Source organism: Serratia marcescens subsp. marcescens ATCC 13880, assembly GCF_017299535.1.
GTDB classification, from domain to species: domain Bacteria; phylum Pseudomonadota; class Gammaproteobacteria; order Enterobacterales; family Enterobacteriaceae; genus Serratia; species Serratia marcescens.
In genome coordinates, this window is sequence record NZ_CP071238.1 from 3,782,758 (window position 1) to 3,807,912 (window position 25,155).

General features: G+C 62.5%; 27 protein-coding genes and 1 riboswitch. Of the genes, 21 read left to right on the forward strand and 6 right to left on the reverse strand.

Features of this window, described 5'->3' with window-relative positions:
* Positions 1-10 precede the first annotated feature (10 nt).
* From mdtD to baeR, 3 genes are read left to right on the forward strand one after another with little or no spacing between them, the layout of a single operon-like run.
* Positions 11-1,441 carry a multidrug transporter subunit MdtD gene (gene mdtD, locus J0F90_RS18090; RefSeq protein ID WP_033639650.1) on the forward strand — a complete coding sequence of 477 codons (1,431 nt, stop codon included), beginning with the start codon at positions 11-13 and terminating at the stop codon, positions 1,439-1,441.
* Positions 1,438-2,820, forward strand: coding sequence for an envelope stress sensor histidine kinase BaeS (baeS, locus tag J0F90_RS18095; protein WP_016926705.1), 1,383 nt, complete (start codon positions 1,438-1,440; stop codon positions 2,818-2,820). Before mdtD ends, baeS begins: the two co-directional genes overlap by 4 nt.
* On the forward strand, positions 2,820-3,536 hold the full coding sequence (gene baeR, locus J0F90_RS18100) for an envelope stress response regulator BaeR (protein WP_004941568.1): 717 nt from the start codon (positions 2,820-2,822) through the stop codon (positions 3,534-3,536). Before baeS ends, baeR begins: the two co-directional genes overlap by 1 nt.
* Before the next feature lie 6 nt (positions 3,537-3,542).
* Here baeR and J0F90_RS18105 read toward each other — a convergent pair whose 3' ends face one another.
* A complete protein-coding gene (locus J0F90_RS18105) occupies positions 3,543-3,932 on the reverse strand; it encodes a type II toxin-antitoxin system VapC family toxin (protein WP_033639649.1) in 390 nt (129 codons plus the stop codon).
* Between the two features lie 3 nt (positions 3,933-3,935).
* The gene (locus J0F90_RS18110) at positions 3,936-4,199 is read right to left on the reverse strand and encodes an antitoxin (protein ID WP_033639648.1); all 264 of its coding nucleotides are present in this window, start codon (positions 4,197-4,199) and stop codon (positions 3,936-3,938) included.
* A 338-nt stretch (positions 4,200-4,537) separates the two neighbouring features.
* Here J0F90_RS18110 and J0F90_RS18115 point away from each other — a divergent pair, with 338 nt between their 5' ends.
* The 17 genes from J0F90_RS18115 (at position 4,538) to gutQ (ending at position 21,650) form a co-directional block, all read left to right on the forward strand.
* Positions 4,538-4,876: a YegP family protein gene (locus tag J0F90_RS18115; protein ID WP_016926703.1), complete on the forward strand. Its 339-nt coding sequence runs from the start codon at positions 4,538-4,540 to the stop codon at positions 4,874-4,876.
* Between the two features lie 178 nt (positions 4,877-5,054).
* Positions 5,055-6,407: a prephenate-dependent tRNA uridine(34) hydroxylase TrhP gene (trhP, locus tag J0F90_RS18120; RefSeq protein ID WP_028127781.1), complete on the forward strand. Its 1,353-nt coding sequence runs from the start codon at positions 5,055-5,057 to the stop codon at positions 6,405-6,407.
* 467 nt (positions 6,408-6,874) lie between these two features.
* The gene (yegS, locus tag J0F90_RS18125) at positions 6,875-7,780 is read left to right on the forward strand and encodes a lipid kinase YegS (protein ID WP_016926701.1); all 906 of its coding nucleotides are present in this window, start codon (positions 6,875-6,877) and stop codon (positions 7,778-7,780) included.
* Positions 7,781-7,948: 168 nt separating this feature from the next.
* Positions 7,949-9,163, forward strand: coding sequence for a D-mannonate dehydratase ManD (manD, locus tag J0F90_RS18130; RefSeq protein WP_033639647.1), 1,215 nt, complete (start codon positions 7,949-7,951; stop codon positions 9,161-9,163).
* A 5-nt stretch (positions 9,164-9,168) separates the two neighbouring features.
* Positions 9,169-10,185, forward strand: coding sequence for a Zn-dependent oxidoreductase (locus tag J0F90_RS18135; protein WP_161781920.1), 1,017 nt, complete (start codon positions 9,169-9,171; stop codon positions 10,183-10,185).
* Between the two features lie 91 nt (positions 10,186-10,276).
* Positions 10,277-11,560, forward strand: a complete 1,284-nt coding sequence (locus tag J0F90_RS18140) for an MFS transporter (protein WP_033639645.1) — start codon at positions 10,277-10,279, stop codon at positions 11,558-11,560.
* Positions 11,561-11,612: 52 nt separating this feature from the next.
* On the forward strand, positions 11,613-13,118 hold the full coding sequence (locus J0F90_RS18145) for a mannitol dehydrogenase family protein (RefSeq protein WP_033639644.1): 1,506 nt from the start codon (positions 11,613-11,615) through the stop codon (positions 13,116-13,118).
* Complete coding sequence (locus J0F90_RS18150) at positions 13,099-14,430, forward strand: MFS transporter (RefSeq protein WP_033639643.1); 1,332 nt, start codon at positions 13,099-13,101, stop codon at positions 14,428-14,430. The genes J0F90_RS18145 and J0F90_RS18150 overlap by 20 nt, the downstream gene beginning before the upstream one ends.
* Before the next feature lie 98 nt (positions 14,431-14,528).
* Entirely contained in the window at positions 14,529-15,215 is a 687-nt protein-coding gene (locus J0F90_RS18155; RefSeq protein ID WP_016926696.1) for a GntR family transcriptional regulator, read from the forward strand.
* Positions 15,216-15,420: 205 nt separating this feature from the next.
* Positions 15,421-16,470, forward strand: a complete 1,050-nt coding sequence (fbaB, locus tag J0F90_RS18160) for a class I fructose-bisphosphate aldolase (protein WP_015378749.1) — start codon at positions 15,421-15,423, stop codon at positions 16,468-16,470.
* Positions 16,471-16,706: 236 nt separating this feature from the next.
* Positions 16,707-17,255: a PTS glucitol/sorbitol transporter subunit IIC gene (gene srlA / locus J0F90_RS18165; protein WP_004941528.1), complete on the forward strand. Its 549-nt coding sequence runs from the start codon at positions 16,707-16,709 to the stop codon at positions 17,253-17,255.
* A 15-nt stretch (positions 17,256-17,270) separates the two neighbouring features.
* The gene (gene srlE / locus J0F90_RS18170) at positions 17,271-18,251 is read left to right on the forward strand and encodes a PTS glucitol/sorbitol transporter subunit IIB (protein WP_016926695.1); all 981 of its coding nucleotides are present in this window, start codon (positions 17,271-17,273) and stop codon (positions 18,249-18,251) included.
* Between the two features lie 22 nt (positions 18,252-18,273).
* Positions 18,274-18,636, forward strand: coding sequence for a PTS glucitol/sorbitol transporter subunit IIA (srlB, locus tag J0F90_RS18175; protein ID WP_033639642.1), 363 nt, complete (start codon positions 18,274-18,276; stop codon positions 18,634-18,636).
* 10 nt (positions 18,637-18,646) lie between these two features.
* On the forward strand, positions 18,647-19,426 hold the full coding sequence (gene srlD / locus J0F90_RS18180; RefSeq protein ID WP_033639641.1) for a sorbitol-6-phosphate dehydrogenase: 780 nt from the start codon (positions 18,647-18,649) through the stop codon (positions 19,424-19,426).
* A gap of 46 nt (positions 19,427-19,472) precedes the next feature.
* Complete coding sequence (gene gutM, locus J0F90_RS18185) at positions 19,473-19,829, forward strand: transcriptional regulator GutM (protein WP_016926693.1); 357 nt, start codon at positions 19,473-19,475, stop codon at positions 19,827-19,829.
* Positions 19,830-19,912: 83 nt separating this feature from the next.
* Entirely contained in the window at positions 19,913-20,686 is a 774-nt protein-coding gene (gene srlR, locus J0F90_RS18190; RefSeq protein WP_016926692.1) for a glucitol operon DNA-binding transcriptional repressor SrlR, read from the forward strand.
* Entirely contained in the window at positions 20,679-21,650 is a 972-nt protein-coding gene (gene gutQ, locus J0F90_RS18195; RefSeq protein ID WP_016926691.1) for an arabinose-5-phosphate isomerase GutQ, read from the forward strand. Before srlR ends, gutQ begins: the two co-directional genes overlap by 8 nt.
* 41 nt (positions 21,651-21,691) lie before the next feature.
* On the opposite strand, the gene J0F90_RS18200 is transcribed toward gutQ, so the two are convergent.
* The 4 genes from J0F90_RS18200 to J0F90_RS18215 all read right to left on the reverse strand — a co-directional run bounded on the left by J0F90_RS18200 (position 21,692) and on the right by J0F90_RS18215 (position 24,664).
* Positions 21,692-22,150, reverse strand: a complete 459-nt coding sequence (locus J0F90_RS18200) for an inhibitor of vertebrate lysozyme family protein (RefSeq protein WP_033639640.1) — start codon at positions 22,148-22,150, stop codon at positions 21,692-21,694.
* 84 nt (positions 22,151-22,234) lie between these two features.
* On the reverse strand, positions 22,235-23,035 hold the full coding sequence (thiD, locus tag J0F90_RS18205) for a bifunctional hydroxymethylpyrimidine kinase/phosphomethylpyrimidine kinase (protein WP_033639638.1): 801 nt from the start codon (positions 23,033-23,035) through the stop codon (positions 22,235-22,237).
* The gene (thiM, locus tag J0F90_RS18210) at positions 23,035-23,826 is read right to left on the reverse strand and encodes a hydroxyethylthiazole kinase (protein ID WP_033639636.1); all 792 of its coding nucleotides are present in this window, start codon (positions 23,824-23,826) and stop codon (positions 23,035-23,037) included. The genes thiD and thiM overlap by 1 nt, the downstream gene beginning before the upstream one ends.
* A gap of 35 nt (positions 23,827-23,861) precedes the next feature.
* Positions 23,862-23,958: riboswitch (TPP riboswitch) on the reverse strand.
* Between the two features lie 91 nt (positions 23,959-24,049).
* Positions 24,050-24,664: a TetR/AcrR family transcriptional regulator gene (locus J0F90_RS18215; protein WP_033639635.1), complete on the reverse strand. Its 615-nt coding sequence runs from the start codon at positions 24,662-24,664 to the stop codon at positions 24,050-24,052.
* 217 nt (positions 24,665-24,881) lie between these two features.
* On the opposite strand from J0F90_RS18215, the gene J0F90_RS18220 reads away from it, so the two are divergent.
* Complete coding sequence (locus J0F90_RS18220; protein WP_004941494.1) at positions 24,882-25,145, forward strand: YtcA family lipoprotein; 264 nt, start codon at positions 24,882-24,884, stop codon at positions 25,143-25,145.
* Positions 25,146-25,155 lie beyond the last annotated feature (10 nt).

Here is a 25,155-nt window from a genome sequence, read left to right on the forward strand (position 1 = left end):
TGGCCGACTGATGCTGATGAAACACGCCGCCACGGTACGCTGGCAACTCTGGATAGTGGCATTCGGCTTCTTTATGCAGACGCTGGATACCACTATCGTCAACACCGCCCTGCCCTCAATGGCCGCCAGCCTGGGGGAGAACCCGCTGCACATGCAGTCGGTGATCGTCTCCTATGTGCTGACGGTGGCGGTGACGCTGCCGGCCAGCGGCTGGCTGGCGGACAAAGTCGGCGTACAGCGGGTGTTTTTCAGCGCCATCGTGCTGTTCACCCTCGGCTCCCTCCTCTGCGCCCGTTCGGAAACCCTGAACGAGCTGATCGCCTCGCGCGTGCTTCAGGGCGTCGGCGGCGCGATGATGGTGCCGGTCGGGCGCCTGACGGTGATGAAGATCGTGCCGCGCGAGCAGTACATGGCGGCGATGACCTTCGTGACGCTGCCGGGCCAGATCGGCCCGCTGATGGGGCCGGCGCTGGGCGGTTTCCTGGTGCAATACGCCAGCTGGCACTGGATTTTCCTGATCAATATTCCGGTGGGCATCGTGGGCGCCATCGCCACGCTGCTGCTGATGCCCAACTACCAAATGCAGACCCGCCGCTTCGATCTCAGCGGCTTTATCCTGCTGGCGATCGGCATGGCGTCGCTGACGCTGGCGCTCGACGGCCATAAAGGCATGGGGCTGTCCGGCGGCGCCATCGCCGGCCTGGTGGCGCTGGGCGCAGCGGCGCTGTTGGGGTATGTTTGGCATGCCTACGGCAATAGCCGCGCCCTGTTCTCGCTGCGGCTGCTTCGCACCCCGACCTACAAAATCGGGCTGCTGGCCAGCCTGCTGGGGCGCATCGGCAGCGGCATGCTGCCGTTCATGACGCCGCTGTTCCTGCAGGTGGGCATGGGTTTCACGCCGTTCCACGCCGGGCTGATGATGATCCCGATGATCATCGGCAGCATGGGCATGAAGCGCATCGTGGTGCAGGTAGTCAACCGCTTTGGCTACCGCAACGTGCTGGTGGCCGCCACGCTGCTGCTGGCGCTGGTCAGCCTGAGCTTCCTGCTGACGGCGATGCTCGGCTGGCTGTGGCTGCTGCCGGTGGTGCTGTTCTTCCAGGGGATGATCAACTCACTGCGCTTCTCGGCGATGAACACCCTGACGCTGAAAGATCTGCCCGACCGGCTGGCCAGCAGCGGCAACAGCCTGCTGTCGATGGTCATGCAGCTGTCGATGAGCCTCGGCGTCAGCGTCGCCGGCATCTTGATCGGCAGCTTCGCCCATCACCAGGTGGTGGCCGATAGCCCGGCCATCCACAGCGCATTCATTTACAGCTACTGCTGTATGGCGTTGATTATCGCTCTGCCCGCGCTCGCCTTCGCGCGCGTGCCGGCCGATAGCGCGCCCAACCGCACGCTGACCAAAGAGCCGGGTACCGGCTCAACGAGGTTGCAATGAGGATAGGCATTACCGGAAAACTGTTCCTGGCCATTTTCGCTACCTGCATGCTGGTGTTGATCACCATGCATTGGGGGGTGCGTGTCAGCTTTGAGCGCGGCTTTATCGATTACATCAAGAGCAGCAACGAGCAGCGCATCAACATGCTGAGCGAAGCGCTGGAGGAACAGTACAGCCATCATGGCAACTGGATATTCCTGCGCAACAACGATCAGGTGGTCTACCAAATCATGCGTTCGTTCGAGCAGAATAGCGACAGCAGCCACAATCTGCCGCCCAAGGGGTGGCGCACCCAGTTTTGGGTGGTGGACAGCCAGTTCAATCGGCTGGTCGGGCATTCCGGCCCGTTGCCGAAGGAAGGGCCTCGCCACCCGATCCGCTACAACAACGAGATCGTCGGCTGGGTGCTCACCACCCCGGTCGAGCGCCTGACACGCAATACCGACATCAACTTCGATCGCCAGCAGCGGCGCACCAGCTGGATTATCGTCGCGCTCTCCACCCTGTTGGCGGCGGCGGTGACCTGGCTGCTGTCGCGCGGCATGCTGGCCCCGGTCAAGCGCCTGGTGGCGGGCACCCACCGCCTGGCGGCCGGCGATTTCACCACCCGCGTGGCGGTCAGCAGCCAGGATGAACTGGGCAGGCTGGCGCACGACTTCAATCAGTTGGCCACCTCGCTGGAAAAAAACGAGCAGATGCGTCGCGCCTTTATGGCCGACGTGTCGCACGAGCTGCGCACGCCGCTGGCGGTGCTGCGCGGCGAGCTGGAGGCGCTGCAGGACGGCGTGCGCCAGCCGACGCCGGCGTCGCTCAGCTCGCTGCAGGCCGAGGTATCCACCCTGACCAAACTGGTCGACGATCTGCACCAGCTGTCGCTCTCCGATCTCGGCGCGCTGGCCTATCGCAAGGCCTCGGTGGACTGCGTGCACCTGGTGCAGATCGCCGTCGCCGCCTTCCGCGAACGCTTCCGCGCCAAAGGGCTGGAGATCGTCACCCATCTGCCGGCGCAGGCGCCGCTGTTCGGCGATCCCGATCGCCTGAACCAACTGTTCAATAACCTGCTGGAAAACAGCCTGCGTTACACCGACGCCGGCGGCCGGTTGGAGATCGGCGTCGAGCAACAGCCGGGGCGGCTGCTCCTTTACTGGCAGGACAGCGCGCCGGGCATCAGCGATCAGCAACTGACGCGCATTTTCGAACGTTTCTACCGGGCGGAAGGTTCACGCAACCGCGCCAGCGGCGGTTCCGGGCTGGGGTTGGCGATCTGCCACAACATCGTGGAAGCGCACGACGGGAAAATCCGCGCCGAGCATTCGCCTTTAGGCGGCGTGCGCATTACAGTAGAATTTGCTACCCCGATAAAAAATAAGGCGCCCTGATGGACATTCAGAATCAACCCGTGCAAATCATGATTGTTGAAGATGAGCCCAAGCTGGGCCAGCTGCTGGTGGATTATCTCCAGGCGGCGGGCTACGCCACCCGCTGGCTGACCAACGGCAATGAGGTGGTGCCGACCGTGCACCAGCATCCGCCGGCGCTGATCTTGCTCGACCTGATGTTGCCGGGGGCCGACGGCCTGACGGTGTGCCGCGAGCTGCGCCGCTTCAGCGACGTGCCCATCGTGATGGTGACGGCGAAAATCGAAGAGATTGACCGCCTGTTGGGATTGGAGATCGGTGCCGACGATTACATCTGCAAACCCTACAGCCCGCGCGAAGTGGTGGCGCGGGTGAAAACCATCCTGCGCCGCAGCTATCGGCCGCAGGAGAACGCGCGGGAAGATGACCTGCTGCACATCGATGAACCGCGCTTCCAGGCCAGCTATCAGGGGCAGTTATTGGATCTGACGCCGGCGGAGTTCCGCCTGCTGAAAACGCTGGCCAGCCAGCCGGGCAACGTGTTTTCACGCGAGCAGCTGCTGAACAACCTGTACGACGACTACCGGGTGGTCACCGACCGCACCATCGACAGCCACATCAAAAACCTGCGCCGCAAACTGGAACTGATCGACGGGGAAAAATCCTTCATCCGCTCGGTATACGGCGTGGGCTACCGCTGGGAAGCCGAGCCCTGCCGGCTGATGAATGGGGTTTAGGGGAAATCAGCGCGTCCAGTCTTCAACCGCCAACCCGGGCACCATGGCGAATGCGCGATCGTTGGTCACCAGCGTCGCGCCACGGCTCTGCGCGTGAGCGGCGATCAGTTGATCGATCGCGCCCATGATTTTGCCCTTCCTCTCCATGGTTGCCCGCATTTCACCGTAGCAACGGGCGGCCTCGCTATCCCATGCATAGACCGTCACTGCAGCAAGAAAGGCCTCGACCATGCTTTGCAACGCCTTGTTCCGCCGTTTAGCCACACCGTAAAGCAGTTCCGCCTCCGTGACGCTGGAAATACATACGGCAGAAGGCGGGAGCTTTTCCATGACGTTAAGCACCTGCGGATGCTGCCGAAACAAGTGGCTGACGGTGTTGGTATCAAACATGTACATCGCCTACTCTTCCTCTGAGAACGGATCGCGGTCTGCCATCCCTTGCTGACGATCTTCCGCGCCAAGAAATTCTTGCGGCACCGGCGTTTGGGCGATAATGCTCAGCAGCGGTGCCCAGCTGTCCGGCTTTGCCGGATATTTGGATAAAATCACGTTGCCCTCCCGATCGCGACGGATATAGACACGATCCGTATCAAATTCAAATTCCACCGGTAACCTCACCGCCTGATTTCTGCCGTTTTTAAACAGCTTTGCGATTCTTTCCATCTTGACACCTCCACAGCAGGCATAGGCCAAAGCATATGCCTGTAGCGTGTCGATGCCAAGATATGTCGCTCATTTTTCATCCACATTGACGAAACGGCCAAACAGTAACGCACGATCTCACGGGGTGAAACCCTGTTCCCCATGTTATGCGGCGCACTGCGCAATCGCCGCCCGCTCCCTTAGCTTCCCGTGCGGCGCTGTGCTTCTCGGACGAAAACTCCGCGCCGGCGCAAAAAAACTGCGCATTTTTTCGACTAAGCTGCTGTGAGGTTTAGCCGCCGATTTTCAAGCGATTGGCTACACTTACATCACGAATCGGAACCTACAGGAGAAGAACCATGGCAATCGGTCATTACGAGCTGAAAAAAGCAAAGAACGGACAGTACCACTTCAACCTGAAAGCCAGTAACGGCGAGATCATTCTGGCCAGCGAGATGTATGCCAGCAAAGCCTCGGCGGAGAACGGCATCGCCTCGGTGCAGACCAATTCACCGCACGAAGCGCAGTACGAACTGAAGCACAGCGCCAGCAATCAGCCCTATTTTGTGCTGAAGGCCAAGAACCATCAGGTGATCGGCGTCAGCGAAATGTACAGCTCCGAAAGCGCGGCCAAAAACGGTATCCAGTCGGTGACGAAAAACGGCCCGACCACCGACATCCGCGATTTGAGCGCCTGATCCCCCGTTTCGCCCGCGCGGTGGCCGCCACCGCGCGTTTTCCGTTTGACCGGGATCAATCTCCCTTGAATAAATCCGGTTAACTGCTGATTTCTTGCCGCGCTGCGGCTACAATCCCCCGCTTTTACTGCGCCATCAGGTGGCGTGGTGCTGACCTGAAATCAGACCGAGACACACTATGTTTACACCGGAACTTCTCTCCCCGGCCGGCACGCTGAAAAATATGCGTTACGCCTTCGCCTACGGCGCCGATGCGGTTTACGCCGGCCAGCCGCGCTACAGCCTGCGGGTGCGCAACAACGAGTTCAACCACGAGAATCTGGCGCAGGGCATCAACGAAGCGCATGCGCTGGGCAAAAAATTCTACGTGGTGGTCAACATCGCCCCGCACAACGCCAAGTTGAAGACCTTCCTGCGCGATCTGAAGCCGGTTATCGATATGGGCCCGGATGCGCTGATCATGTCCGATCCTGGCCTGATCATGATGGTGCGCGAAGCCTTCCCGCAGATGGACATCCACCTGTCGGTGCAGGCCAACGCCGTTAACTGGGCGACGGTGAAGTTCTGGAAGCAAATGGGCCTGACCCGCGTGATCCTGTCGCGCGAACTGTCGCTGGAAGAGATCGCCGAGATCCGCGCCGAAGTGCCGGACATGGAGCTGGAAATCTTCGTCCACGGCGCGCTGTGCATGGCCTACTCCGGCCGCTGCCTGCTGTCCGGCTACATCAACAAGCGCGATCCCAATCAGGGCACCTGCACCAATGCCTGCCGCTGGCAGTACAAAGCGGAGGAAGGCAAAGAGGACGACACCGGCAATATCGTGCACCTGCACGAACCGATCCCGGTGCAAACCGTCGAGCCGACGCTGGGCATCGGCGCGCCCACCGACAAGGTGTTCATGCTGTCTGAAGCGCAAAAGCCAGGCGAATATATGAGCGCCTTCGAGGACGAACACGGCACCTATATCATGAACTCCAAGGATCTGCGCGCCATCCAGCACGTGGAGCGTCTAACGCAGCTCGGCGTGCATTCGCTGAAGATCGAAGGGCGCACCAAGTCCTTCTACTACTGCGCCCGCACCGCTCAGGTCTATCGCCGCGCCATCGACGACGCGGCCGCCGGCAAACCGTTCGATCCGACCCTGCTCACCACGCTGGAAGGCCTGGCGCACCGCGGCTATACCGAAGGCTTCCTGCGCCGCCACGTGCACGAAGCGCAGCAGAATTACGACTACGGCTCCTCGCTCTCCGAGCGCCAGCAGTTCGTCGGCGAATTCACCGGCGTGCGCCGTGATGGCTGGGCGGAAGTCGACGTGAAGAATAAGTTCGCGCTCGGCGACAGCGTCGAAATGATGACACCGGGCGGCAACGTGGTGTTCACCCTCGAGAGCATGAAAAATAAGAAAGGCGAATCGATTGAGGTGGCGCCGGGCAACGGCCATATCGTTTATTTGCCGATCCCGCAGGATATCGATCTCAATTATGCGTTGCTGATCCGCAATTTGGCGGAAGAAAATAGCGCCGGGGCATAAAAATGAATCGCCGTCATTCGGCGGCGATTTTTAGCAAATATTAGAATTGGATCACATCAATGTGCGCGCAGCTTGGTTACTATCACGCTGCTTAAAACGAACAACGAAAATATTTGCATAGCAATACTAGGAACCACCTCCTTAGCCGGCCCAATCTCCCTTGGGCTGGCTTTTTCTTTATGGGTGCGCCTATTTTTTTCCACCACGCCTATTTCCATAACTTATTCCCATTATCCGTTTTAATAATAATAATCACGCCGCTTCGATATATAAATAACGCTACAGCGATTAATCCTCGCTTCTTTAACACTTTGCTTATTTCCGCGTAAAATTCAGATAAATTCGCATTGCTTCATATTCACTGAGCGCCGGGAAATAACCGGAATTAGCTGAATATTCTGATGGCCTGGTGGCGGCAGCTGGTTTATCTTGAGGCATTCTTGGTTTTCCGCCGGAGGATATCGGCAATGCCTCAACACTCACATGCGTCCGCCCTGCTTATCATCAACGGCAAAGGCGCCGGTAACGAAGAGCTGCGTCAGGCGGTCAACCGGCTGCGCGAAGAACAGATAACGTTGCACGTGCGCGTCACCTGGGAGCACGGCGATGCCGCGCGCTATGTCGCGGAAGCCGCACAGCTCGGCGTCGGCACCGTCGTCGCCGGCGGCGGTGACGGCACCATTAACGAAGTGGCCGCCGCGCTGGTGCAGCTGCCGGCGCACAACCGGCCGGCGCTGGGCATCCTGCCGCTCGGCACCGCCAACGACTTCGCCATGGCGTGCAATATCCCTCCGTCCCCCGAACTGGCGCTGCAGCTGGCGATCAAGGGCCGTTCAGTGCCGATCGATCTGGCGAAGGTCAACGGCGAGCGCTACTTCATCAACATGGCCACCGGCGGCTTCGGCACCCGCATCACCACCGAAACGCCGGAGAAGCTGAAGGCGGCGCTGGGCGGCGTGTCCTACTTTGTGCACGGCCTGCTGCGCATGGATACGCTGCAGGCCGACCGCTGTGAAATCCGCGGGCCGGACTTCCGCTGGGCCGGCGAGGCGCTGGTGATCGGCATCGGCAACGGCAAACAGGCCGGCGGCGGCCAGGAACTGTGCCCCAGCGCGCTGATCAACGACGGCCTGCTGCAGCTGCGCCTGCTGATCGCCGATGAACTGCTGCCGGCGCTGGTCGCCGCCCTGTTCAACGACGAAGAGAGCAACAGCATCCTCAGCGCGGCGCTGCCGTGGCTCGAGATCGACGCGCCGCATGAGATGACCTTCAACCTCGACGGCGAACCGCTCAAAGGCCGCCATTTCCGCATCGAAGTGTTGCCGCAGGCCATCGAATGCCGCCTGCCGCCTAACTGCGCCCTGCTGGGCTAACCTTGTCGGGCGCAGCCGCTGCGCCCCGCTTCTTCCCCTCCGTTCATCCGCTTCCACTCGCGATCAAATGTGATCCTCTCCGGCAAATTCATTAATTCATACTTGTATGGTAGTTAGTTCATGGCATATTTTCGCGCTATCTCTCCGCAGCTACAGGATGTGAAGGTTATGAAAATCGTCAACGCCGAGGTGTTCGTCACCTGCCCGGGGCGCAACTTTGTCACGCTGAAAATCACCACCGATGACGGCATCATCGGCCTCGGTGACGCCACGCTGAACGGGCGCGAATTGCCGGTGGCCTCTTACCTGAAAGATCACCTCTGCCCGCAGTTGATCGGCCGCGACGCGCAGCGGATCGAAGACCTCTGGCAATTCTTCTACAAAGGCGCTTACTGGCGGCGCGGCCCGGTGACCATGTCCGCCATTTCCGCCGTCGACATGGCGCTGTGGGACATCAAGGCCAAGGCCGCCAATATGCCGCTGTATCAGCTGTTGGGCGGCGCCTCGCGCTCGGGAGTGATGGTGTATTGCCACACCACCGGCCATTCGATCGACGAGGTGCTCGACGACTACGCCAAACATAAAGAGCAAGGCTTCAAGGCGATCCGCGTTCAATGCGGCGTGCCGGGCATGAAAACCACTTACGGCATGGCCAAGGGCAAAGGCCAGGCTTATGAGCCGGCCACCAAGGGCGACTGGCCGGAAGAGCAGCTGTGGTCGACGGAAAAATACCTCGATTTCACCCCCAAACTGTTCGACGCGGTGCGCACCAAGTTCGGTTTCAACGAGCACCTGCTGCACGACATGCACCACCGCCTGACGCCGATCGAAGCGGCGCGCTTCGGTAAAAGCGCCGAGCCGTATCGCCTGTTCTGGATGGAAGATCCGACGCCGGCGGAAAATCAGGCCTGTTTCCGCCTGATCCGCCAGCATACCGTCACGCCGATCGCCGTCGGCGAGGTGTTCAACAGCATCTGGGACTGCAAGCAGCTGATCGAAGAACAGCTGATCGACTACATCCGCACCACCCTGACGCACGCGGGCGGCATTACCGGCATGCGGCGCATCGCCGACTTCGCCTCACTGTATCAGGTGCGCACCGGTTCACACGGCCCTTCCGATCTGTCGCCGATCTGCATGGCGGCGGCGCTGCACTTCGATTTGTGGGTGCCAAACTTCGGCGTGCAGGAATACATGGGCTATTCCGAGCAAATGCTCGAGGTGTTCCCGCACAGCTGGACGTTCGACGACGGCTATATGCATCCGGGCGAAAAGCCGGGCATCGGCATCGAGTTCGATGAGAAGCTGGCGGCCCGTTACCCGTATGAACCGGCCTACCTGCCGGTCGCGCGTCTGGAGGATGGCACCTTATGGAACTGGTAAACACCATGCGCAGCGTCGTGATCGAACAGCCCGGGCGCCTGGCGATCCAGACGCGCGCGCTGCCGCAACCGGCGGCCGGCGAAGTGCGGGTCAAGGTGAAATTCGCCGGCATCTGCGGCTCCGACGTCCATATCTATCACGGCCATAACCCGTTCGCCCGCTACCCGCGGGTGATCGGCCACGAGTTCTTCGGCCTGATCGATGCGCTGGGCGAAGGCGTCGATCCGGCGCGCCTCGGCGAACGCGTCTCGGTAGACCCGGTGGTGAGCTGCGGCCACTGCTATCCCTGTTCGGTCGGCCGCCCCAACGTCTGCACCTCGCTGCAGGTGATCGGCGTGCACTGCGACGGCGGCTTCAGCGACTACGCCTGCGTACCGGCGCGCAATGCCCACCCGGTTCCGCCGGCCATCAGCGATCGCCACGCCGCGATGATCGAACCCTTCAGCATCGCCGCCAACATTACCGCCCATCTGCAACCGCGCCCCGACGACATCGCGCTGATCTACGGCGCCGGGCCGATGGGGCTCACGGTGATCCAGACGCTGAAAGGGGTGTATGGCGTCAAGCAGGTATGGGTCGTCGATCGCATCGCCGAGCGGCTGGACATGGCGCGCGCCAACGGCGCCGACGAAACATTCAACAACGCCGAGGCCGCATTGCCGCAGGCGCTGCAGCAGCGCGGCGTTCAGCCGACGCTGATCGTCGATGCCGCTTGCCACCCCGCCATTTTACCGGAAGCGATCGCGCTGGCTTCGCCGGCGGCGCGCATCGGCATCATGGGCTTTTCCGGCGACGCCTGCACCCTGACCCAGCAGAGCATCACCAGCAAGGAGCTGTCGATCTTCTCTTCGCGCCTGAACAGCGCGCGCTTCCCGCAGGTGATCGCCTGGATGGCGGACGGCAAGCTGGACCCGCAGCGGCTGCTCACCCACTGCGTGCCCGCCGACGACGTCGAACGGGCGATGCAGATGTTCGAGCGGGATCAGCGCACCTGCTGCAAGGTGCTGCTGCAGTTCGAGTAACGCCAAGGCGGCATCGGGGCATGGGGCGGCGCCCGCCGCCCGTGCAAACAACGAAGCATCACGATTAAAACGACACCCAGTGGAGTGCTTTATGTTTAAAAACCTGCGTTGGACCATCGTGTTCCTGCTGTTCATGGTCTACATGATCAACTACCTCGATCGCGTGGCGCTGTCGATCACCGTGCCGATGATCGAACAGGATCTGATGCTGAACGCCGAACAGTTCGGTCTGATCTTCGGCAGCTTCTTCTTCGGCTACGCCATTTTCAACTTCGTCGGCGGGCTGGCGGTCGACCGCTTCGGCCCGACGCTGGTGCTGGGCGTGGCGGTCGGCCTGTGGTCCATCTTCTGCGGCATGACGGCGATCGCCACCGGTTTTTACTCAATGCTGATCCTGCGCGTCCTGTTCGGCATGGCCGAAGGGCCGATCTGCGCCTCGGCCAACAAGATGATTAACGGCTGGTTCCCGAAGAAACAGGCGGCGACCGCCGTGGGCCTGCTCAGCGCCGGTTCGCCGTTGGGCGGCGCGGTGGCCGGGCCGATCGTCGGCTATCTGGCGCTGGCGTTCGGCTGGCGGCCGGCGTTTATGATCATCTGCGCCATCGGCATCGTCTGGATGCTGGTGTGGTTCTTCGTGGTGGCGGATAACCCGGCGAAAAGCCAACGCGTCAGCAACGAAGAACGGGCGCTGATCGCACGGTTGAAACAGGAAAATCTCGGCGAGGAAAGCGCCTTGAGCGACGCTCCGCACGGCCTGGGTTACTACCTGAAGCAGCCGATCATTCTGGTCACCGCCTTCGCCTTCTTCTGCTACATCCTGTTCTTCTTCCTGAGCTGGTTCCCCTCGTATCTGGTGCAGGCGCACAACCTGAACATCAAAGAGATGAGCCTGACCACGATGATCCCGTGGATCGTCGGCTTCGTCGGGCTGGCGCTCGGCGGCTATATTTCCGACAAGATCTTCAACATCACCGGCAAATTGCTGCTGTCACGCAAGATCGTGCTGGTCACCAGCCTGCTGGCGGCGGCGGTGTGCGTGGCGTTGGCGGGCACCGTCAGCAGCGTGGTGCCGGCGGTGATGCTGATGTCGGTGTCGATCTTCTTCCTCTACATTACCGGCGCGCTCTACTGGGCGATCATCCAGGACGTGGTGCATAAATCCCGGGTCGGCGGCGCCAGCGGGTTCATTCATTTGATCGGCAGCGTCTCCGGCATCATCGGGCCGATCGCCACCGGCTACATCGTGCAGAACACCGGCAAATTCGACAGCGCCTTTATGCTGGCGGGCGGCGTCGCCGCGCTGGGCGCGCTGCTGGTGCTGCTGGTGATCAAGGCGCCGCGCGCAACGGCGGGCGTGCAAATCTTAAAACCCTAACGCCAGACGGGGCGGCTTCGCCCCTTTGCTTACCTCTCCAGGGACATTGAACATGAGACTTTCCGACCACAGCGCGCTGCCGGCCGCCGTTATCCGGCCCGGCTACGCACGTGAGCGCGTGAAACCGCGCATGGCGCATATCGGCTTCGGCGCGTTTCACCGCGCGCACCAGGCGATGTACGCCGACAGGCTGGCCAGCGAGCACGGCAGTGACTGGGGCTACTGCGAAATCAGCATGCAGCACGGCCGGCAAAAGATCGCCGATCTACGGCAACAGGACCTGCTGTTCTCGGTGGCGGAGATGGACGACGACGGCTGGCGGGGCCGGGTCATCGGCGTGGTGCGCCAGGCGCTGCACCTGCAAACCGACGGGCTGGCGGCGGTGCTGGCGGCCCTGACGCAGCCCGAGATCGCCATCGTCTCGCTGACCATCAGCGAAAAGGGCTATTGCCACCACCCCGCCAGCGGCCGGCTGATGGCGGAACACCCGGCGATCGCGCATGATATCGCCCACCCGGCACAGCCGCAGTCGGCGCCGGGGCTGCTGCTGGCGGCGCTGCGCCTGCGCCGTGAACGCGGGCTGCCGCCGTTCGCCGTGATGTCCTGCGATAACATGCCGGCCAACGGTCGGGTCACGCGCCAGGTGCTGGTCGAACTGGCGCAGCGGCAGGATCCGGCGCTGGCCGACTGGGTGCGTCAAGAGGTCGCCTTCCCTTCCACCATGGTGGATCGCATCGTGCCGGCGGTAACGCCGGAGGTCCGCCGGCAACTGCGCACCTGGCTGGGCGGCGTCGAGGATGAGGTCGGCGTGGCCTGCGAGCCGTTCAGCCAGTGGGTCATTGAGGACCGATTTCCCCAGGGGCGCCCGGCCTGGGAAAAGGTCGGCGCCGAACTGGTGAGCGACGTGCTGCCGTACGAGGAGATGAAGCTGCGCATGCTGAACGGCAGCCATTCGTTTCTCGCCTACCTCGGCTACCTGGCCGGTTATCAGCACGTCGGCGATTGCATGCAGGATGCGGATTTTGTCCGCGCCGCCCGCCACCTGATGCTGGCGGAACAGGCGCCGACCCTGCAGGTGCCGAACGTCGATTTGGCGCAGTATGCCGACTCGCTGCTGCAGCGTTACCGCAACCGCGCGTTGAAGCACCGCACCGCGCAGATCGCCATGGACGGCACGCAGAAGTTGCCGCAACGGCTGCTGGACGCGATCCGCTGGCATCTGGCGCGCGGCAGCCGCTTCGACTGCCTGGCGCTGGGCGTCGCCGGCTGGATGCGCTACGTCGGCGGCCGCGATGAACAAGGCGAGCCGATCGCCATCAGCGATCCGCTGCGCGAACGCCTCGCCGCGTTGGTCGCCGGCAGCGAGGAAGGCCGGCCCCGCGTCCTGGCGCTGCTGCAACTCGACAGCGTCTTCGGCCGCGATCTGCCCGATTCGCCTGACTTCGTCCACGCCGTCAGCCACGCTTATCACCAACTGCTGAGCCTGGGGGCCAAAGCCGCCGTCGCCGCTCTGCCGCTTACCGACCGGGAGGTTTCCGATGACCGTCACCACGCATAATGCCGTCAATACCGGCAATCAACCGCTGCTGCGGCGCGTCGCCAGCGCTTCGGCCATCGGCACCGCCGCTGAATACTATGATTTCTTCGCCTACGGCACCGCCGCGGTGCTGTTCTTCGGCCAGCTGTTTTTCCCCAGCGCCGATCCGCTGATCAGCACGCTGGCGGCCTTCGCCACCTACGCGGTCGGTTTCCTGGCGCGCCCGCTGGGCGGCATCGTGTTCGGCCACATCGGCGACAAGGTCGGCCGCAAGAAGGCGCTGGTGATCACCATCCTGATCGTCGGCCTCGGCACCTTTTGCATCGGCCTGCTGCCCACCTATGAGCAGATCGGCATCTGGGCGCCGATCGCGTTGATCTTTATCCGCGTGCTGCAGGGCTTCGGCGTCGGCGGCGAACAGGCCGGCGCGGTGCTGATGACCGCCGAATATGCGCCGCCGCCGCGGCGCGGCTTCTACGCCAGCTGGGTGCAGATCGGCGCGCCTGCCGGTTTCTTGCTGCCGTCCGGGCTGTTCGCGCTGCTGACCGCCGTGCTGTCGCCGGCGCAGATGCTGGACTGGGGCTGGCGCATTCCGTTCCTGCTCAGCCTGCTGCTGGTGCTGGTCGGGCTGTTTATTCGCCTGAAGATCGACGAATCGCCGGTGTTTACCCAGATCCGCGCCACCAAAGCGGTGGAGAGCCGGCCGGTGGTGGAAGTGGCCCGCCGCTATCCCGGCCTTATCGCCAAAGGGGTGTGCGCCAAGCTGATCGAAGCCTGCGCCTTCGCCATGTTCACGGTGATCGTGCTGGCCTACGGTAAGGCCAACCACCTCAACGAAAGCATTCTGCTGGAGGCGATGATCGTGGCGGTGCTGCTGGAGATTTTCGCCATTCCGCTGATGGGCCGCCTCTCCGATCGGCTGGGGCGCAAACCGGTTTACATCGCCGGCGCGCTGCTGCAGGTGGTGTGCATCGTGCCGTTCTTTATGGCGATCAACCTCGATAATTTCTGGGTGACGCAGATCGCCATGATCGTGGTGCTGACCTTCGGCCACAGCATGTGCTACGCGCCGCAGGCCTCCTACTTCCCGGAACTGTTCCTCACCCGCGTGCGCTGCAGCGGCATCGCGCTGATCTGGCAGATCGGCTCGCTGATCGGCAGCGGCATTCTCGGGCTGCTGGCGGTGAAGATCCTGCAGGTGACCGGCGGCCATTACTACGGGCTGGCCGGCTACATGATGGTGCTGGGCGTGGTGTCGGCCCTCGGCCTGAGCCTGATGCCGGAAACCGCGCCAGAGCGGCGCAAGCAGGAGTATCAGGATTGGCATCACTGAGTTACCCTGCCCGGCGGGTGGATTTATCCCCCCGCCCTCAACCAATAATCTGCTAGTATGGTGGCATTCGAATTCCAGCCAGATGCCTGATTGTCGCCATGTCTGAAACGTACAGTCTCACCAACAACGTCCCGGTCAACCAGCAGATCTATCGCTTCCTGCGCAAAGATATCGTCGACTGCACCATCCCCCCCGGCACCCTGCTGTCCGAGAAAGAGATCTCCACCCGCTTTTGCGTTTCGCGCCAGCCGGTGCGCGAAGCCTTCATCAAGCTGGCGGAGGCCGGCCTGGTGCAGATCCTGCCGCAGCGCGGCACCTTCGTGATGAAGATTTCCGCCAAGCGCGTGGCCGACGGGCGCTTTATCCGTCAAGCGGTGGAATGCGCCATCGTGCGCCGCGCGGCTGAGCGCGCCACTCCGGCGCAGCTGATGACGCTGGAGCATAACCTGCACCGTCAAGAGCTGGCGGCGCAGAACGGGCAAACGCGCGAATTTTTGGCGCTGGACGACGAGTTCCACCAGCTGCTGACCCAGTTTGCCGACTGCCCGCTGGCGTGGGAGACCATCGAAACCATCAAGGCCACCATGGATCGGGTGCGTTTCCTCAGCCTGAGCGAAGTCTCGCCGCCAGAGAGCCTGATCAAGCAGCACTACCGCATCTATGAAGCGCTGAAAGCGCGCGATGCCGAGGCGGCGGAGCGCGCCATCCACGATCATCTGCAGGAGATGATCTACTCCATCACCCCGATCGCCCTGCAGAACACCGAGTGGTTCGAGATCGAATAATCAACCGCTTAGCAAGCCGGGGGCGATCGCCCCCGCGTATTTGGCCACGCAAATGGCATTTCCTCTCAATCGCATCTATTGTTTGTCCTTGCCGGAGCAAGTTCGGTAGCATCGCTTTACAGCTTCAATCACCGCTTTTTACTGCGCCGGTGGTCAAAAACCCTTGCATTGCCGGTGTATGAAGAAGCTTAATCGGGAGTGAATCATGACTGATATTGTGCAGTTGCTAGGAAAGGAAGCGGAAGATCTGCTGCAACACCGCTGTACCACTATCCCCGCCGAGAATCTCTACCTGCCGGGCGCCGACTTCGTCGACCGCGTAATGATCGATAACAACCGCCCCAACAGCGTGCTGCGTTCGATGCAAACCCTGTTCAACCACGGCCGCCTGGGCGGCACCGGTTATCTGTCCATCCTGCCGGTCGATCAGGGCATCGAGCACTCCGCCGCCGCCTCGTTCGCCGCCAACCCGCTGTATTTCGATCCGAAGAACATCGTCGAGCTGGCGATTGAAGCCGGCTGTAACTGCGTCGCCTCCACCTACGGCGTGCTGGCGTCGGTATCGCGCCGCTACGCGCACAAGATCCCGTTCCTGGTCAAACTCAACCACAACGAAACGCTGAGCTACCCGACCCAGTACGACCAGACCCTGTACGCCAGCGTCGAGCAGGCGTTCAACATGGGCGCGGTGGCGGTCGGCGCCACCATTTACTTCGGCTCCGAGCAGTCGCGCCGCCAGATCGAAGAGATCTCGATCGCCTTCGAGCGCGCGCATGAGCTGGGCATGGTCACGGTGCTGTGGGCCTATCTGCGCAACCCGGCGTTCAACAAGGACGGCGTGGACTACCACTCCAGCGCCGATCTGACCGGCCAGGCCAACCACATCGCCGCCACCATCGGCGCCGACATCGTCAAACAGAAAATGGCGGAAAACAACGGCGGCTACCGCGCAGTGAAATTCGGCTACACCGACGACCGCGTCTACACCAAGCTGACCACCGATCACCCGATCGATCTGGTGCGTTACCAGTTAGCCAACTGCTACATGGGCCGCGCCGGGCTGATCAACTCCGGCGGCGCCGCCGGTGAGAACGATCTGCAGGAATCGGTGCGCACCGCGGTGATCAACAAACGCGCCGGCGGCATGGGCCTGATCCTGGGGCGTAAAGCCTTCAAGAAATCGATGAAAGACGGCGTGGCGCTGATCAACGCCGTGCAAGACGCCTATCTGGACAAGAAGGTCACCATCGCCTGATGTGACGGACCGCCTGTCCCAAAGCCCGGTTCGCCGGGCTTTTTTGTGCCCGTTATCCCGCCTCCCGCGCCGTTCACCTTCTCTTTCTTTCATTTTAAACTTTCAAAATAAAATATTTATCTTTCAAATTGTGATCTATTTAAAACAAATAGCCCAACAAAGTGACTACTGTAAGGCCCATGGCGACAGAGCCGCCGTTCGCTCCAGGCCATATCAGTCCATTACAGGAGAACATAATGATTGAGCTAATCACCCACGGCGCCGAGTGGTTTATCGGCCTGTTTCAGAAAGGCGGTGAAGTGTTTGTCGGCATGGTGACCGGCATTTTGCCCTTGTTGATCAGCCTGTTGGTTATCATGAACGCGCTGATCAAATTTGTTGGCCAGGAACGTATCGAACGATTGGCGCAGCGCTGCGCGGGCAACCCCGTTTCGCGTTATCTGCTGCTGCCGCTGATCGGCACCTTTGTCTTCTGCAACCCGATGACCCTCAGCCTGGGGCGCTTCATGCCGGAAAAATACAAGCCGAGTTACTACGCGGCGGCCTCCTACAGCTGCCACTCGATGAACGGCCTGTTTCCGCACATCAACCCCGGCGAACTGTTCGTTTACCTCGGCATCGCCAGCGGCCTGACCACCCTCGGCCTGCCGCTCGGCCCGTTGGCGGTGAGCTATTTCCTGGTGGGGCTGTTCACCAACTTCTTCCGCGGCTGGGTCACCGATCTCACCACCAGTCTGTTTGAACGCAAGATGGGCATCCGTCTGGATCGCCAGGTGCAACTTTAATTCGTGGAGTGCAGCATGAGTGCTTATATCCGTATTGAAAAAGGCGCCAGCGGCTGGGGCGGCCCCCTGGAGCTGCCGATAGAGCCCGGCAAAAAAGTGGTGTACATCACCGCCGGCACCCGGCCTTCCATCGTCGATCGCCTCAGCGAATTGACCGGCTGGCCCGCCGTCGACGGTTTCAAAGAGGGCGAACCGCCGGCGGAAGAGATCGGCGTGGCGGTGATCGACTGCGGCGGCACCCTGCGCTGCGGCCTGTACCCGAAACGCCGCATTCCGACGGTCAACATCCATGCCACCGGCCAGTCCGGCCCGCTGGCGCAGTTTATCCTCGAAGACATCTATGTCTCCGGCGTGCGTGACCACAACATCAGCCGAATCGACGCGACGGAGAACCCACCCGCCGCCGCGGTTGCAGCGCCGCCCAAGGCGCGCGACTACGACACCAGCAAGAAGATCACCGAGCAAAGCGACGGGCTGCTGGCGAAGGTCGGCATGGGCATGGGATCGGTGGTGGCGGTGTTCTTCCAGGCCGGACGCGACACCATCGACACCGTGCTGAAGACCATTCTGCCGTTTATGGCGTTCGTCTCGGCCTTGATCGGCATCATCATGGCCTCCGGCCTCGGAGACTTTATCGCTCACGGCCTGACGCCGCTCGCCAACAGCCCGATCGGCCTGGTGACGCTGGCGCTGATCTGCTCATTCCCGCTGCTGTCGCCGTTCCTCGGCCCCGGCGCGGTCATCGCCCAGGTGATCGGCGTGCTGGTCGGGGTACAGATCGGCCTCGGCCATATTCCGCCGCAGCTGGCGCTGCCCGCGCTGTTCGCCATCAACGCGCAGGCCGCCTGCGACTTCATTCCGGTCGGCCTGTCGCTGGCGGAAGCCAAACAGGACACCGTGCGGGTCGGCGTGCCTTCAGTGCTGGTCGGCCGCTTCCTGACCGGCGCGCCGACGGTGTTAATCGCCTGGGCCGCCTCGGCCTTCATTTATCAATAATGTGATCCCCAGGGAGACGTTTATGCACACCATTTTTCACACCACCATCACGCAGATCGGCGGCTGCGCCCGCGACGCGTTGCTGGACAACATGCTGATCACCTTCCGTGAAGGCGCCCCGGCGGATATCGAAGAGTTCTGCTTCATCCACCGCCACGGCGCAACCGCCGGCGAGCTGCAGGTCGGCGGCGTGATGGAACTGGCGCAGCAGCGCTACGCCATCACCGCCGTCGGCAGCGTCGCCACGCAGAATCTGCGCGAGCTGGGCCACGTCACCGTGCGCTTCGACGGCGAAGCCGAAGCCGAATTCCCCGGCTCGATCCACGTATCCGGCCCGACGCCGACCGATATCCCGTTGGGCAGCACGCTGTCATTTATCGCATAAGGAGTAGACCATGTCTGAAGTAGCTGTAGTGATTGGCGGCGGCCAAACGTTAGGCGCCTTTTTGTCCCACGGGCTGGCGCATGCCGGTTATCGGGTGGCGGTGGCCGATCTGAACGCCGACAACGCCAATCGGGTGGCACAGCAGATCAACGAAGAGTACGGCACAGGCAGCGCCTGCGGTTTTCAAGCCGACGCCACCGACGAGCAGAGCGTGATCGCGCTGGCGACGGCGGTTGACCGGGCGTTCGGCCAAGCCAACCTGCTGGTGTACAGCGCCGGCATCGCCAAGGCGGCGCCAATCACCGATTTCCCGCTGGGCGACTTCGACCGCTCGCTGCAGGTGAACCTGGTGGGCTATTTCCTCTGCGCCCGCGAGTTCTCGCGCCTGATGATCCGCGACGGCATCGCCGGGCGCATCATTCAGATCAACTCCAAGTCCGGCAAGGTCGGCAGCAAGCACAACTCCGGCTACAGCGCCGCCAAGTTCGGCGGCGTGGGGCTGACGCAGTCGCTGGCGCTCGATCTGGCGGAGTACGGCATCACCGTGCATTCGCTGATGCTCGGCAACCTGCTGAAGTCGCCGATGTTCCAGTCGCTGCTGCCGCAGTACGCGCAAAAACTGGGCATCGCGCCGGACCAGGTGGAGCAGTACTACATCGACAAGGTGCCGCTGAAGCGCGGTTGCGACTATCAGGACGTACTGAACACCCTGCTGTTCTACGCCAGCGACAAGGCCTCTTACTGCACCGGCCAGTCGATCAACATCACCGGCGGCCAGGTGATGTTCTGACGCCATCGACGCCCCCTTCCGCGGAAGGGGGCCTAAGGAGAACCCCATGACACAAGCTTTGATCGCCTTCGCGCTGCTGGCCTGGCTGCTGCAAATCGCCTTCGGCTGGTGGCAACTGCAACGTTTCAACCGCGCCTTCGACGGTTTATGCCGGCTGGGCGCCGTGGGCGTCGGCCGTTCCGGCGGCCGTTTTCGTCCGCGGGTGGTGCTGGCGCTGGCCTTCGACGCCGATCGGCGGGTATGCGGCAGCCTGTTGCTTCGCGGCCTGACCGTCTTCGCCCGGCCTCGCCCGCTGCCTCATTTACACGGATTGCATCAGCGGGATTTGCGCCCGGATGTGATCTTCCCCGAGGATCGCGCATGCCAGTCTGCACTATCGTTAGCGATTGACCCCAAATCGTGATATTTTCACATTAAAAGACATTACCTTTCATAGTGAATTATTCAGCGAGGGGAAATGCCCAACTCTTGTGAACGGGAATCGCGATGAAACCAAAGCAGCGGCAGGCCGCTATCCTTGAATATCTGCAGCGGCATGGCAAAACGGCGGTGGACGCCCTGGCCGAGCATTTCTCCACCACCGGCACCACCATCCGCAAGGATCTCACCCTGCTGGAAGAAGAAGGCGAGGTGATCCGCACCTACGGCGGCGTGGTGCTCAGCCGCGACGACGGCGATCAGCCAATCGACCGTAAAACCCATATCAACACCGAGAAAAAGCGCCGCATCGCCAGCGCCGCCGTGGCGCTGATCGCCGACGGCGACTCGCTGATCTTCGACGCCGGCAGCACGGTGCTGCAGATGGTGCCGCACCTGGCGCAGTTCAATAACATCACGGTGATGACCAACAGCCTGACCATCGTCAACGCGCTGGTGGAACTGGACAACGATCAGACCATCCTGATGCCCGGCGGCACCTACCGCAAAAAATCGGCCTCGTTCCACGGCAGCCTGGCGGAATCGGCGTTTCAGCAATTCAGCTTCGACAAGCTGTTTATCGGCGCGGACGGCGTCGATCTCAACGCAGGCGTCACCACCTTCAACGAAGTGCACAACGTCAGCAAAGCGATGTGCGAAGCCGCCGGCCGCATTATTTTGTTGGTGGACTCCTCGAAATTCGGCCGCAAGAGCCCGAACGTGGTGTGCGAACTCAGCGCCGTCGATACGCTGATCACCGACCGAGACATCAACCCCGATTACCTCGCCGCCCTGCAGGCGAAAGGCATCAATATCATTCTGGTAGGAGACCCCGATGAGTAACGCCAACGCCCTGCTCGCCTTCGCCCGCGAAACGCTGGAGATCGAGTTGACCGAAGCGCAGCGCCTGCTGGCGCGCCTGGATGACAATTTCGTCTGCGCCTGCGAGCTGCTGCTGAATTGCCGCGGCAAAGCGGTGATTTCCGGCATCGGCAAGTCCGGCCATATCGGCAAGAAGATCGCCGCGTCGCTGGCCAGCACCGGCACGCCGTCATTCTTCGTGCATCCGGCGGAGGCGCTGCACGGCGATCTCGGCATGATCGGCGCCGACGACGTGGTGGTGTTCATCTCCTACTCCGGCCGCGCCAAAGAGCTGGATCTGATCCTGCCGCTGCTGGCGGAGAACGGCATTCCGGTGATCGCCGTTACCGGCGGCAAAGAGTCGCCGCTGGCGCAGGCCGCGGCCTGCGTGCTGGATATCGGCGTCGAGCGCGAAGCCTGCCCGATGGGGCTGGCGCCCACCTCCAGCGCGGTCAACACCCTGATGATGGGCGACGCCCTGGCGATGGCGCTGATGCGCCAGCGCGGTTTCAACGCGGAAGACTTCGCCCGATCGCACCCGGGCGGCAGCCTGGGCGCGCGTCTGCTGAACCGCGTGCATCACCTGATGCGCACCGGCGATCGCCTGCCGCGCGTGAGCGAAAGCGCCAACGTGATGGAGGCGATGCTGGAACTGAGCCGCACCGGGCTGGGGTTGGTAGCGGTCTGCGACGCGCAGCAGCGGGTGGTGGGCGTATTTACCGACGGCGATCTGCGCCGCTGGCTGGTGAAGGGCAACAGCCTGCAGGATCCGCTCAGCCCGGCGATCACCCGCCCCGGCTATCGGCTGCCAGAGCAGTGGCGCGCCGGGGAGGCGCTGGAAGCGCTGCACGAACAACACATCAGCGCGGCTCCGGTGGTCGATATGGACGGCGTGCTGGTGGGGGCGCTCAACCTGCACGATCTGCATCAGGCCGGCATCGGCTGATCAACGCCGGGGGGCGCCATCACCAGCGCCCCCCGGTCAGATCATTTCCAATCGGGATTGTTCTCGAACTGCTGCTTCAGCAGCGCTTTCATGTCGTCATTCGGCTTGCCGAGCCACTGGTACTTGGCATACTTCTTCGGATGATCGACGGCTTCCGGCCGATCTTCCACTTCCACCCGCACGCCCCAGGCCTGGGATTTGTCCGCGCTGAACGCCACGATCAAAAAGTTATTGCCGCAGTCGTGGGGCTTGCACAGGTTACCGACCAGATACTCTTTGCCCTTCCAGTTCAGATTCTGCGCCGGCGTAGAGGTGCCGACGCCCTTGCGCGCCCAGCCCGGCATCCGCGCCTGGCCTTTGACCATGTTTTGCCAGCTGGCCTGATACCCCGGCTGCTGAATCAAATCCGATGTGGTGACGATTTGTTGGGCAAAGCTGCCCGCGCTGAAGCTGAGCAGTGCGCCAAAGAGGGCGCAACGCAGCGCCTGGTGTCCCGTCATAGTCCTTCTCCCTAGGTTAAATCAGGTTTCGCCCATAAAACCGGGCCTGAACTAGTCAGACCACGGTTGCGGCAAAAAGTTGACTCACCACCAGGCGTGAAAATGATGCACCGGCCCGATGCCGTGCCCCACTTCCAGCGTATCCGCCTGTTGCAGCGCTTGTTGCAGGTAGCCCTTGGCGGCGGCCACCGTGGCCGCCCAGTCGGCATGGCGCGGACGCAGCGCCGCCAGCGCGGCCGAGAGCGTGCAACCGGTGCCGTGGGTATGGCGGGTGGCGACGCGCGGCGCGGTAAAGCGCTGCTCGCCTTCGGCGGTAAACAGCCAGTCCGGGCTCTCGCTTTCGCTCAGGTGGCCGCCCTTCATCAGCACCGCTCGGCAGCCCATCGCCAGCAGCGCCCGCCCCTGCTCGCGCATCTGCGCTTCATCTTCCGCCGGCGCGCACGCCAGCAGCGCCGCCGCTTCCGGCAGGTTCGGCGTAATGATCGACACCAGCGGCAACAGCTCGCGTCGAATCGACGCCACCGCCTCCGGGGCCAGCAACGGATCGCCGCTTTTCGCCAGCATCACGGTGTCCAGCACCACGAATTCCGGCCGGTAATGGCGCAGCCGTTCGGCCACCGCCTGCACGATATCGGCGTTGGCCAGCATGCCGATCTTGACGCTGTCGATGCGCACGTCGCTAAACACCGAGTCCAGCTGCGCGGCGACAAACGCCGGATCGATGTAATACACCGACTGCACGCCGCGGGTATTCTGCGCCACCAGCGCGGTGATCACCGAGGTGCCGTAGGCGCCAAGCGCCGAGAAGGCCTTCAGATCGGCCTGAATGCCGGCGCCGCCGCTGGGATCGGTGCCGGCGATGGTCAGCGCGTTAATGCGTTTCATCACAGATCCTCCCCGCGCAGCTGATACAGGGCGTCGAGGAACGCCGGCGTAAAGCTGCCCGGCCCGGCGGCCTGCCTGGCCGCGAGGCCGCCGCAGTGGGACATCACCCGGCAGGCGGCCGCCACGTTGTCCAGGCGATCGCCCGGCAGGGCGCAAAACGCCGCCGCCACCGCCGACAGCGCGCAGCCGGTGCCCACCACCCGCGTCATCAGCGGGGAGCCGCCTTCGATCGCCCAATCGCGTTGGCCGTCGGTGACGTAATCCACCGCGCCGGTGACCGCTACTACCGCACCGCTGCGCTGCGCCAGCTCACGCGCGGCGGGCAATGCCGCCAAGGAATCGTCGCCGCTGTCCACGCCGCGGCCGCTGGCCAGCAACCCGCTGAGCGCCATGATTTCCGAGGCGTTGCCGCGTATCGCCGCCGGTTTCTCGTCCAGCAGCTGTTTGGCGAAGGCGGTGCGGTAGGAGAGCGCGCCAACCGCCACCGGATCCAGCGTCCAGGGCTTGCCGGCCTGATTGGCGGCGGCCACCGCCGCGCGCATCGATTCGGCACGCAGCGCGTTGAGGGTGCCGACGTTGATCAGCAGGCCGTCGGCCAACGCGCTGAACTGCGCCGCCTCTTGCGGCTCCACCACCATCGCCGGGGAGGCGCCGAGCGCCAGCAGCACGTTGGCGGTCAGCGATTGCACCACTTCGTTGGTCAGGCAGTGGATCAGCGGAGGCCGCTGTTGGAATTGAGTCAGGCAGGCCGCGGCGCGAGCGCCGGGTAGTGCATCAGGTCGAGCGATCATATTCCTCCCAACCGGCGTTCAAGAAGGCGGCGCCGGTTGGGCGGCCGTGACTTCCCTACGCTGGCATTATCCAGATCAGGTAATACGGGTATTTCTCAGCCTTCACGCAGAAGGGCACCCCGAGTCATGAAAATCAATAGGTTGTGATCAACGTTGCGTTAATCCCTGAGCGGGATCATGCCAGCGGCGGCGCGGACAAACAAGCGAATAAATTCGCTCGCGCCTAAGCGATGTTGCCCTCTTTTCCCGCCAGATACAGGCTCAGCACGCCGGGCAGCTCCGCCAACGTAAATGCCACGCTCTGCGGCGCCGTTTTGAAGATGTGATGCAAGGTGCCGGCCACCAGGCTTTGCAACAGCCGGGTTTGCTGCAGGATCTCCGCCTCGGCGGTCTCGGGGCGGCGCAGCTGCAGCACTCGGGCGATCAGCGCCAGGAAGCTGGACTTTTCGTCCGGCAGGTTCATTTCCCGCATCACCGGCAGGTAGTCGGCGTGCTCGCGCAGGTACTGCGCATAGGGTGAAAACAGCCGCTGGATCACCGCTTCAGCGGAGAGGCGCCGCCACTCGTCGTCGCTGGCCAGCGCCATGTCGCGCACCAGCGCCTCGATCGATTCGGTGTGCCGATCCGCCAGCGCCTTGATCACCGCGTGGCGATCGGGGAAAAAGTGATACATCGAGCCGATGGAGGTTTTGGCGTGTTTGGCCAGCCGCTGCATGCTGAGCGCCGCCAGGCCATCCTGCGCCACGATCGCCGCCGCTGAATCCAGAATGGTTTGTACGCGTTGCCGCCCTCTTTCCTGCTGCGGCTCTCGCCCGGTGATGTGTTCGTCGATTTGCATATTCGTTTCTGCCCGCTGTCATCAACGCATTATACCCATTTGCCGCCGCGAAGGCAGGGTGACACAAAAAACTAGATTAACCCCTCTAGTTTAGAGTAGAGTATTTATTCTAGTTTCCCCTTGCGCAAGCATGGGGGTGACAAACAGTGACCTCACTCACTGAAAAAGAGTCATTTCATTCGGCCCGTCGACCAAGCCAATCGCCAGAGAACGCCCTATGCCCGACAAAAAACTGCTTATCACCTGCCTGACCGCGCTGTTGCTCACCGGGTGCTCGCCGGCACCGTCCATGGTGGTGTTCGGCGCTTCGTTCCCCGACTGGCTGTTTTGCCTGTGCGGCGGCGTGGCGGGCATGGTGGCGATCCACCTGCTGCTGCGCACCCCGGAAAAACGCGCCTGGCTGGCGCCGCAGCTGCTGACGTATCCGGCGCTGACCGCGCTGATCGCCATGCTGACCTGGTTACTGGTTTTCCCCCACTGAGACTGACGCC

Coding starts and splice junctions, on each gene's coding strand:
- gutQ (WP_016926691.1), top strand. CDS start 20,679: ATGAGTAACGCCAACGCCCTGCTCGCCTTCGCCCGCGAAACGCTGGAG.
- srlD (WP_033639641.1), top strand. CDS start 18,647: ATGTCTGAAGTAGCTGTAGTGATTGGCGGCGGCCAAACGTTAGGCGCC.
- gutM (WP_016926693.1), top strand. CDS start 19,473: ATGACACAAGCTTTGATCGCCTTCGCGCTGCTGGCCTGGCTGCTGCAA.
- mdtD (WP_033639650.1), top strand. CDS start 11: ATGCTGATGAAACACGCCGCCACGGTACGCTGGCAACTCTGGATAGTG.
- thiD (WP_033639638.1), bottom strand. CDS start 23,035: ATGAAACGCATTAACGCGCTGACCATCGCCGGCACCGATCCCAGCGGC.
- J0F90_RS18135 (WP_161781920.1), top strand. CDS start 9,169: ATGCGCAGCGTCGTGATCGAACAGCCCGGGCGCCTGGCGATCCAGACG.
- J0F90_RS18155 (WP_016926696.1), top strand. CDS start 14,529: ATGTCTGAAACGTACAGTCTCACCAACAACGTCCCGGTCAACCAGCAG.
- srlR (WP_016926692.1), top strand. CDS start 19,913: ATGAAACCAAAGCAGCGGCAGGCCGCTATCCTTGAATATCTGCAGCGG.
- fbaB (WP_015378749.1), top strand. CDS start 15,421: ATGACTGATATTGTGCAGTTGCTAGGAAAGGAAGCGGAAGATCTGCTG.
- J0F90_RS18110 (WP_033639648.1), bottom strand. CDS start 4,199: ATGGAAAGAATCGCAAAGCTGTTTAAAAACGGCAGAAATCAGGCGGTG.
- J0F90_RS18145 (WP_033639644.1), top strand. CDS start 11,613: ATGAGACTTTCCGACCACAGCGCGCTGCCGGCCGCCGTTATCCGGCCC.
- baeR (WP_004941568.1), top strand. CDS start 2,820: ATGGACATTCAGAATCAACCCGTGCAAATCATGATTGTTGAAGATGAG.
- J0F90_RS18150 (WP_033639643.1), top strand. CDS start 13,099: ATGACCGTCACCACGCATAATGCCGTCAATACCGGCAATCAACCGCTG.
- trhP (WP_028127781.1), top strand. CDS start 5,055: ATGTTTACACCGGAACTTCTCTCCCCGGCCGGCACGCTGAAAAATATG.
- J0F90_RS18200 (WP_033639640.1), bottom strand. CDS start 22,150: ATGACGGGACACCAGGCGCTGCGTTGCGCCCTCTTTGGCGCACTGCTC.
- thiM (WP_033639636.1), bottom strand. CDS start 23,826: ATGATCGCTCGACCTGATGCACTACCCGGCGCTCGCGCCGCGGCCTGC.
- J0F90_RS18115 (WP_016926703.1), top strand. CDS start 4,538: ATGGCAATCGGTCATTACGAGCTGAAAAAAGCAAAGAACGGACAGTAC.
- yegS (WP_016926701.1), top strand. CDS start 6,875: ATGCCTCAACACTCACATGCGTCCGCCCTGCTTATCATCAACGGCAAA.
- baeS (WP_016926705.1), top strand. CDS start 1,438: ATGAGGATAGGCATTACCGGAAAACTGTTCCTGGCCATTTTCGCTACC.
- srlB (WP_033639642.1), top strand. CDS start 18,274: ATGCACACCATTTTTCACACCACCATCACGCAGATCGGCGGCTGCGCC.
- manD (WP_033639647.1), top strand. CDS start 7,949: ATGAAAATCGTCAACGCCGAGGTGTTCGTCACCTGCCCGGGGCGCAAC.
- J0F90_RS18105 (WP_033639649.1), bottom strand. CDS start 3,932: ATGTACATGTTTGATACCAACACCGTCAGCCACTTGTTTCGGCAGCAT.
- J0F90_RS18140 (WP_033639645.1), top strand. CDS start 10,277: ATGTTTAAAAACCTGCGTTGGACCATCGTGTTCCTGCTGTTCATGGTC.
- J0F90_RS18220 (WP_004941494.1), top strand. CDS start 24,882: ATGCCCGACAAAAAACTGCTTATCACCTGCCTGACCGCGCTGTTGCTC.
- srlE (WP_016926695.1), top strand. CDS start 17,271: ATGAGTGCTTATATCCGTATTGAAAAAGGCGCCAGCGGCTGGGGCGGC.
- srlA (WP_004941528.1), top strand. CDS start 16,707: ATGATTGAGCTAATCACCCACGGCGCCGAGTGGTTTATCGGCCTGTTT.
- J0F90_RS18215 (WP_033639635.1), bottom strand. CDS start 24,664: ATGCAAATCGACGAACACATCACCGGGCGAGAGCCGCAGCAGGAAAGA.